The sequence below is a fragment of the Pseudoalteromonas sp. MelDa3 genome, from assembly GCF_002863625.1.
Classification (GTDB): domain Bacteria; phylum Pseudomonadota; class Gammaproteobacteria; order Enterobacterales; family Alteromonadaceae; genus Pseudoalteromonas; species Pseudoalteromonas arctica.
In genome coordinates, this window is sequence record NZ_PJBR01000246.1 from 1 (window position 1) to 8,376 (window position 8,376).

Sequence of the window (8,376 nt, forward strand, 5' to 3'; positions counted from 1 at the left end):
TTTAAAAGCCGCTTACTTGTAAAAGTAAGCGGCTTTTTTATGTCTAATACCAATTCGCTTAATTAAGTGATCTATTTTGAGGATGGAAAAACGTGTTGATAGCTAGGCAAAAAATTCGCTATTTAGTTGTTCTCGGCAATTGCTCCTGCATTGCTCCTGCATTGCTCCTGCATTGCTCTACCTTCTGCATCCATGCAGTCGTAAATGAGAATTTTTTAACACAGGTAGCAACACGTTTAGCCCCGCAAAATGATTAAGTATTATTGCGGATTGGTATAAACTTTAAAAAAGGCCGCTATTTATAAAATAGCGGCCTTTAAAATAATTAAATTTATTTTAATTATTTAGTATATGCACGTGGCATTTTTGAATCAGTCGTATAACGGTCACGCAGTTTATCTTGACGAGATTGTGTAGAAACCTCAACCCCATTAATAAACATTTTGTTCACGTGGCTGCTTAGTTCAAACGGGTCATTACTCCACATTACTACATCAGCAGCTTTACCTACTTCAAGACTACCTGCATTAATGCCAAATACATCAGCAACGTTTGATGTAACCGCTTTTAACGCACCTTCTTGGCTCATACCATACGATACTGCATTACCAGCATCAAAACGTAGCTGATAAATATTATGGCTTGCATCGCCACCTACCGTTAATAATACTTTAACGTCTGCTTTTTCAAGCACACCTGCATTATCTAAACTCGCATGAAGCGAATCAAAACTTGCTGGTAAGCTGTCCATTGCACTAATAATTACTGGGATATTTGCTTTAGCAACGTGCTCTTTAACTACAACAGCGTCTTGTGCACCGTTAAGTACTAAATTAATGCCAAATTGCTCTTTTACTTTAATGAGTTCAATAATATCTGCTGCACGCGATACGCCAACAACTAATGGCATTTCGCCACTGAGTATTTTTGCCATTACTTTGTCTTCAGTACTTGGCTTGTCGTCATCTTTTTTAGCTTTTTTACCGGCTTTCGTTTTGTGCTCATCAAGTTTATTAATAAGTGTTTGCAAAGTAAAAGCACGAGAGCCTTTACTGCGCTCACCTAAATAAACAACTAGAGCCGCTTGTTTTTGCATTTCGCTATCAAAACTACCACTTAAATCAACAACACTAGCAAGGCCTGAAAAAATGCTATCGCCACCATGAGGGGTAATTACATCGCGTGTTACGCCGCCTTTACGAGCGTAAGGAATTAAGCTCGAATGTGCGTTGTAAGCAAGACTTACGTCAAAATCAATACCGGCTTTTTCCTCGCCAGCATCGCGAGAACCCGCAACTGCACTTACTTCTACTAAACCAAGTTGATTAATACTTGCAATAAAGCCAGGTGTTACAATTTGACCTTTTGCATCAATAACTTTATCGGCTATAACTTCAGCTGGGTTAATTGCTGTAATTTTTCCATCTGTCATTACAATGCTTGCTGCTTCTAAAACACCTTGATCAGAAGACGTGTGTAATGTTGCATTAATAATTGCTAGCGATTGTGCGCTTACAGCACCAGATGCTAATAATCCTGCAGCAACCAGAGAAAGCGAAAACGAACGTGATAAATTTTTCATTCTGGGTGCTCCTTATTGTTGACCTAACATAAAATCACTTGTTGCTTGATACGCGCTGTCGTTTCTATCGTAAACTTTTGCACCATCAACAAACACTTGTTCAGCTTTAGCATAAACACTAAATGGGCTTTGATTCCAAATAACCACATCGCCCTGCTTACCTGCTTCTAGTGAACCTGTTTTGTCATCAATACCTAACGACTTAGCAGCGTTAGCCGTGATCCATTTAATAGCGTGTTGCTCAGAAATATCAAAACCGTTTTCGTTAGCACGGTACATAACCTTGCCAGCTTCTTGGTTTAAGCGCTGAATAGTGGTATCTGAATCTGAGTGAACAACTGCACATGAATTTTTAACCGCATCAACAATAGCTACGTTTTCTTGAACCATGTCGTAGGCTTCCATTTTAAAACCCCACCAGTCTGGCCAAAGTGCAGCACACGAGCCATTCTCAGCAAGTAGGTCAGCAATTTTATATGCTTCTACACCGTGATGGAATGTACCCGCGTCGTAATTGAATTCTTTTGACAGGTCAATCATCATTGCCATTTCTTCAGCTTTATAACAATGATTATGAATACGTACTTCGCCCTCAAGCACACCACGAAGCGTATCGTGTTTAATATCACGTACTGGTGCTTCTGGGTTTAAACCTGCTTCATAATCGGCATCGTACTTATCCCATGCACGTTTGTATTCAGCGGCTTCAGCCCACGCCATACGATAACCAGCCATATTACCCATACGAGTTGAAGGCAATACACCTTGACGACCATAAACACGTTTAGGGTTTTCACCACACGCCATTTTTAAACCATACGGCGCCTCTGGAAATTTCATACCTTGCATAGTGTGTGCAGGGACGTTTTTAAGCGTAACGCCGCGTCCACCAAATAAGTTAGCTGAGCCTGGTAAAATTTGTAGAGAAGTAATGCCGCCTTCGCGTGCACGATTAAAGCCTGGATCTTGTGGCCAAACAGAATGCTCAACCCACACTTCTGCAGTGTTAGGGCTGGTCATTTCGTTACCATCTTGATGCGACTCAACCGAAGGGCTTGGGTATGCACCTAAATGTGAATGTACGTCAATAATACCCGGTGTTACCCATTTGCCTTGTGCATCAATTGTAATATCAGCAGTAGCAGTTAAGTCTTTACCAACTTGTTGTACTTTGCCGTCAACAAGTAATACATCAGCCTCATCTAAACGCTCACCAGTACCTGTAAGTACTGTTGCATTTGTAATAAGTGTGCTTGATGTAGAAACGGGTTGATAAGTGCTTGGATAAGGATTTTTGTTGATTGTTATTTTATCGTCTTGCGGGCCGTTTTCTTGGCAACCTACAAGTGCAGCAGCTAAGCCAACTGCTAATAAAGAAGGTGCAAATTTTTGCATGTTGTTTGGATCTCCTGTTTTTTTGCTACTTTAGCGAAAGCTAAGGAATAAAGCCAAAAAAACAGGTGAAAACGCAGTTAATTAAGATGAATATCTGTAATTATTTCTTTATATAATTGTTATACAACTTTTCAAGCGCACCTTCGGTTGTAAGCGATGGATCTTTACTAATAAAGTGCTTAACCGTACGCGTTACAAAATCAGAGTTTTGCTTATGTAGCTTTGAAAAATCTTTAATAAGTGTATTACCGTCTTTAGCCGCTGTCACTTTGTCATGACGATGACGATACTGGCTTAGCGCTTTATTAAAATCCCCTTGGTAGTCTTCAACCAAAATTTTATAAAAGTCACTTTTTTGTACGTTTAAATCATTAATGCAGTAATTTAGCGCCTCTTTAAAGTCGGTAAATATCATGCCTTCTACATCAAACTCTTTTGTTTTTTCACGTACTGCTACTTTGGCATCTTCTGTGGCATAGCTAAAACCAGTAAACGCTAAACGCTCAGCGGCTTCTTTTCCTAATTTCATACCCGCTTGAATACTATGCGCAAACTCATCGCTCATATCGCCAAGTTCGTTTTCTTCCCACATGTTATAAACACGCAGTGGTTTTGCATATTTAGTGGCAAGCTTTTTCTTCATTTTAGTGAAACGCTCATCAATCGTCATCAGCCTTTCGTTATGTAAAAGTGCATGACACTCATAACACGCAGGAATAGATATAAAATCAGCTTCTTCACCTAAATCAACAATGCTTTGTAGCATATGCAGCGGCGGACAATGGTCGCGCTCTGTCGCTTCACAGCCACAATAAAAACACTGGTTAAAATGCTGCTGATCGCAAGCGTATGCTTGCTGATAATAACTGGCTAACGTTTTGCTCACCGTTGCTCCTAAAAAACACGACTAAATTATGGGGGCGATAATAACAGCCTGAAAAAATAAGTCATACCAATTGCATTAAATTAGTTATCTATTATTGCGCTAATAAAGTAGCGCAATAATAAGGCGAAATTATAACGTGTAGTTGCTATCACTAATTGCTCCCTGCATTGCTCTACCTCCTGCATCCATGCACTCGTACACGAACAATTTTTAACGCAGTAAGTGCGCTATTTAATGCGATAGAATGATTTTTTTAAAATTGGTATCAGTAGCTATATTTAAATCACGGCCGCAATTAAACCAAACAAGCCACCAAACACACCACCCCACACTACAAGCCAGCCTAAGTGCTCACGGATCATGGTTTGAATAATCTCTTTAACCATTTTAGGGGTAAGCTCATCTAGGCGCTCATCAACTAATTTAAGTACTGTTTTATGTAGGCTCTCTGCACTATTACCTTGTGAAAGCGTTTGGGTTACTAATGCTTTAAAGTCGTCAGTTTGAGAGATTTCACCAAGCGACAATTGCATTTTTTCAATAAACTTTTCACGCATAGGCTCTATTGCTGCAGTGCCGCCAAACATACCTAACATGCTACCAAACTGAGATTCTTCAATAACGACAAGTAAATTGTCGAATGCAGGGTTTAGATCAACATTGCTAATTATTGGCTCAAAATCGATGTTGGGCTGCGCTTTATTGAGTAAATTATTAATTTTTTGCTCTGAAAAAAACTCCGTTAATATTAGGTTTCGTATAGCTACTTTAAAGCTTTCAAACTTAAGCGCAATAACACCCGAGCCATATAAAAACGGGACCTTTTCGAACAACATATGAATCGCTAATAAATTAGTTACCGCGCCAGAAAGTGCAAATAAACCAACTGATAACACAATTGCTTGGTTAAACATAAAACCTACAACAACACATAAACCCGCTAGCAAATTGGTTATTAAACTTTTGTTCATTTTTACTCCATTACAGTAAGTGTAATTTTTATGCAATATAGTCGTTAATTTTACAACGTTTAGATTGTTAAATTAATACCTTTTTGCCATAGTTTAAGTATCTGTTTAAAAGGCGAGCAATTGTTATGTGGAAAACATTAAATGAGCACATCAGCCAAGCCATTAATTTTGACTTTAAACACACCTATAAACGCCAATTACAAAGTACAAATACCGACAAACTATTTCATATTACCAATGGTACGCATAACTTCTTCGTTAAAATAGCATTAAAAAGCGAACTCGAGCGTTTAGAAAGTGAATTTATTGGCTTAAAGCTTTTAGCGCAAAATAGTAATTTTAAAGTCCCTGAATGCATTACAACCGGTGCAAATATAGAGTTTTCGTTTATTGTTTTACAGTGGCTTGTTTTGGATAAACAACCTCACGACACGTGGGCAACTATGGGAAGCAGCCTCGCTAAAATGCATCAAAAACACGACCAAGCCATGTTTGGTTTTGATGTAGACAACTACATAGCCACTACCATACAACCTAATCGCTGGCATAAAAAATGGGATGTATTTTACGCCGAAGAACGTATAGGGTGGCAATTACAGTTACTCGCTGAAAAAGGCATTAACTTTATTGAACCCGAGCGCTTAATTAATGCCGTTAAAGAACAGCTGCATAGTCATCAAGTTGAGCCCTCATTACTGCATGGCGATTTTTGGCGAGGAAATATGGGCTTTTTAAAAGCAGAGCCAACGGTATTTAACCCCGCTTGTTATTATGGTGATCGGGAAGTGGATATTGCAATGAGCGAACTATTTGCGCCACTGCCAAAAGACTTTTATAGCGCCTATAACCAGCACTACCCGCTTTCTCAAAATTACGAAAAACGTAAGTTAATATACCAGCTATACCCTATTTTAAATCACGCTAACATCTTTGCCGGTCACTATCTTACTGAAGCTAAACAACATATAGAAAAGCTGGTATTTGAAGGTATAAAATAAGTGTCATAAGCTGCATTTCAGCACTATATTTAATGAGTAAGTAGGCGTTCATCTGTAAGCGATTAAGTTAAATCTAACTTAATTATTTATAACTGGAGTGATTATGAAAGATTTTTTATCACAACGAATAACGTGCCCACACTGCGGACACCACATACATTTAGACTTAGACGCAAGCATGGGCGATCAAGACTACATAGAAGATTGCACTGCCTGCTGTAACCCAATTCATTTAAATATGCATATAGATCATGCTAACAATAAGTTAGAGCTACACGTAGACAGTGACGACGAACAAATATTTTAACTTAAGCCTGATGGCGTAAGTAGTTTTCTACCGTATTTACAATAGTGTAAGTTTGCTGATCAACTTCAATATTAAACTTGTCACCCACTTGCGCTGCACCAATGTTTGTAATGGCGAGCGTTTCCGGAATTAGGTGTAACCAAAAACCTTGTTCATCAACTTCGCCCACGGTTAAGCTTGCGCCATTTATCGCAACAAACCCTTTATATAACACATACTTTTGCCACTCTTTTGGCAGGCTTAATTGAATTTTACAGTTATTCTCAAGCTTCACTATTTGAGAAATTTGTGACGTACAATGAATATGCCCAGACACTATATGCCCACCTAGCTCAGTACCAAACGTAACAGAGCGTTCGTAATTAACTAAACTACCTAACTCAAGAAACCCTAAATTAGTTAACTTTAGGGTTTCGTCAATCACATCAAAATGCACTTGCGCTACCACATCGTGATTACTTAGCTCAACTTGCACAACTGTTAAACAACAGCCATTAATAGCAATACTTGCGCCTAAATCTAAATGCTTAACGTACTCATCGCTCACCGATACAACTAAGCGTAAAACACCGTCTGTTTGAGTCTTAGAGACCACCGTAGCTTGCGTTTGCACTATTCCTGTAAACATAAAATCACTTTAAATTATTACAAAGTGCTAGTTTAACGTATCAACTCATAAAATCATTCACTACTGTGATTTTTATTTAAACTCCAATAGATTACAATTACGCCCTATTTTATCAACTAGCTGTTTTTATGACCTTTTGCAATTGGGAAGCCAAGCGTTTACTTTCCCTCGCTTTACCTGTTTTTTTAGCGCAAGTTACACTTATTTTAATGTCGGTCGTCGACACAATTATGGCAGGCCAAGTTAGCCCTACTGACTTAGCTGCACTGTCTATTGCAACAGGAATATGGAACCCATTATTACTTGGCCTTCAAGGTATTTTATTAGCGCTTACCGGTATTATTGCGCAGTTTTCGGGCAGTGATGACCGCAAAGGCATTAGCCACTATTTTCAACAAGCGCTTTATTTAACCGCTATTTTGAGCTTTACAGGCTTTGGAATTGCCCATTTAGCAGATGCTATTATTTTTAAGCTCGATACAACGCCTGCAATTGCAAACCTTACCATTGACTACATTCACTTTGTGAAATGGGGTGTATTTGGATTTTTAATTTTTACGGTATACAGAAACGTTACCGAAGGTATGGGAATGACCAAGCCCGCGTTTTACATAAGCCTATTAGGTTTAGCTGTTAATATTCCGGTAAATTATATTTTCATAAATGGCTTATTTGGTTTTCCTGCTTATGGCGGCGCGGGCTGTGGCATTGCCACAGCAATTGTTTTAACTGTTATGGCAATAGCGCAAGTCACTTACTGCCAAATGAGTAAAAAAGTAGATGCTAAAGGCCTGCTTTCATCATTCGAAAAACCTAATTTCACTACCATTGGTATTATTACTAAGTTAGGTATACCAATTTCACTCGCCACCTTTTTTGAAGTCACTTTATTTGCGTGTATACCGCTATTTATAGCGCATTTAGGTGCAGTAGCTATATCGGGGCATCAAATAGCAGCCAGTGTAACTACATTGCTGTTTATGATGCCGCTGAGCCTATCAATCGCTATTAGCATTCGTATAGGTAACTTATACGGCCAAAAGAACATGACTCAATTAAAAGTTGCGGTTTCTACCAGCTATATTTTAGCCATTGCTGTGGCGTTATTTTTAGCACTTATTACGTTTGCCGGTCGTGATTTAATTAGCCAACTGTATACTGACAGCCCCGCTGTTATGGCATTGGCTTCATCAATTATGATTTTAGCGTGTATTTACCAATTACCTGATGCACTGCAAGTTGCAGCAAATGGCATACTCCGTGGGTTAAAATACACCACGCCTATATCGTATATTACGTTTATATCGTATTGGTTAATCGGCTTTTGTTTAGGTTACGTATTGGCAAGAACAGACATAATTGTGCCAGCTATGGGGCCACACGGTTTCTGGACTGGGATAATAGTGGGACTTAGTGTCGCTGCTATTTTATTAATGCTAACGGTAAAAAAACGTCTAAAATATGAATTTCTTAAAATTGATGCACTCAATCAAAACTAATAAACTCAGCCTTAAAACATTACCAGCTACTTTGCTGGTAATGTGTTTTTTAACGCTTACTGGCTGCAACAAACCACAAAGTAGTATAAACGTTACTTATATTGAACGCT

8 protein-coding genes are annotated in these 8,376 nt (G+C 38.7%); 3 read left to right on the forward strand and 5 right to left on the reverse strand.

What is annotated here, in order from left to right; genetic code table 11:
- Positions 1-340: 340 nt before the first annotated feature.
- The 4 genes from CXF89_RS20415 to CXF89_RS20430 all read right to left on the reverse strand — a co-directional run bounded on the left by CXF89_RS20415 (position 341) and on the right by CXF89_RS20430 (position 4,834).
- Positions 341-1,582, reverse strand: a complete 1,242-nt coding sequence (locus CXF89_RS20415; protein WP_121955611.1) for an amidohydrolase family protein — start codon at positions 1,580-1,582, stop codon at positions 341-343.
- A gap of 12 nt (positions 1,583-1,594) precedes the next feature.
- Positions 1,595-2,977 carry an amidohydrolase gene (locus tag CXF89_RS20420; RefSeq protein ID WP_007585115.1) on the reverse strand — a complete coding sequence of 461 codons (1,383 nt, stop codon included), beginning with the start codon at positions 2,975-2,977 and terminating at the stop codon, positions 1,595-1,597.
- 100 nt (positions 2,978-3,077) lie between these two features.
- Positions 3,078-3,863: a hypothetical protein gene (locus tag CXF89_RS20425; protein WP_121955612.1), complete on the reverse strand. Its 786-nt coding sequence runs from the start codon at positions 3,861-3,863 to the stop codon at positions 3,078-3,080.
- Positions 3,864-4,141: 278 nt separating this feature from the next.
- Positions 4,142-4,834, reverse strand: a complete 693-nt coding sequence (locus CXF89_RS20430) for a DUF445 domain-containing protein (RefSeq protein ID WP_121955613.1) — start codon at positions 4,832-4,834, stop codon at positions 4,142-4,144.
- A 125-nt stretch (positions 4,835-4,959) separates the two neighbouring features.
- Here CXF89_RS20430 and CXF89_RS20435 point away from each other — a divergent pair, with 125 nt between their 5' ends.
- Positions 4,960-5,832 carry a fructosamine kinase family protein gene (locus CXF89_RS20435; RefSeq protein ID WP_121955614.1) on the forward strand — a complete coding sequence of 291 codons (873 nt, stop codon included), beginning with the start codon at positions 4,960-4,962 and terminating at the stop codon, positions 5,830-5,832.
- 103 nt (positions 5,833-5,935) lie between these two features.
- Positions 5,936-6,139 (forward strand): CPXCG motif-containing cysteine-rich protein, encoded by a 204-nt coding sequence (locus CXF89_RS20440; RefSeq protein ID WP_008166246.1) that lies wholly within the window; start codon positions 5,936-5,938, stop codon positions 6,137-6,139.
- Position 6,140: 1 nt separating this feature from the next.
- Here the strand turns inward: CXF89_RS20440 and CXF89_RS20445 are convergent, their stop codons facing one another.
- Positions 6,141-6,767 carry a riboflavin synthase subunit alpha gene (locus tag CXF89_RS20445; protein WP_121955615.1) on the reverse strand — a complete coding sequence of 209 codons (627 nt, stop codon included), beginning with the start codon at positions 6,765-6,767 and terminating at the stop codon, positions 6,141-6,143.
- 128 nt (positions 6,768-6,895) lie between these two features.
- Here CXF89_RS20445 and CXF89_RS20450 point away from each other — a divergent pair, with 128 nt between their 5' ends.
- Positions 6,896-8,266, forward strand: coding sequence for an MATE family efflux transporter (locus CXF89_RS20450; RefSeq protein ID WP_121955616.1), 1,371 nt, complete (start codon positions 6,896-6,898; stop codon positions 8,264-8,266).
- Positions 8,267-8,376: the final 110 nt, after the last annotated feature.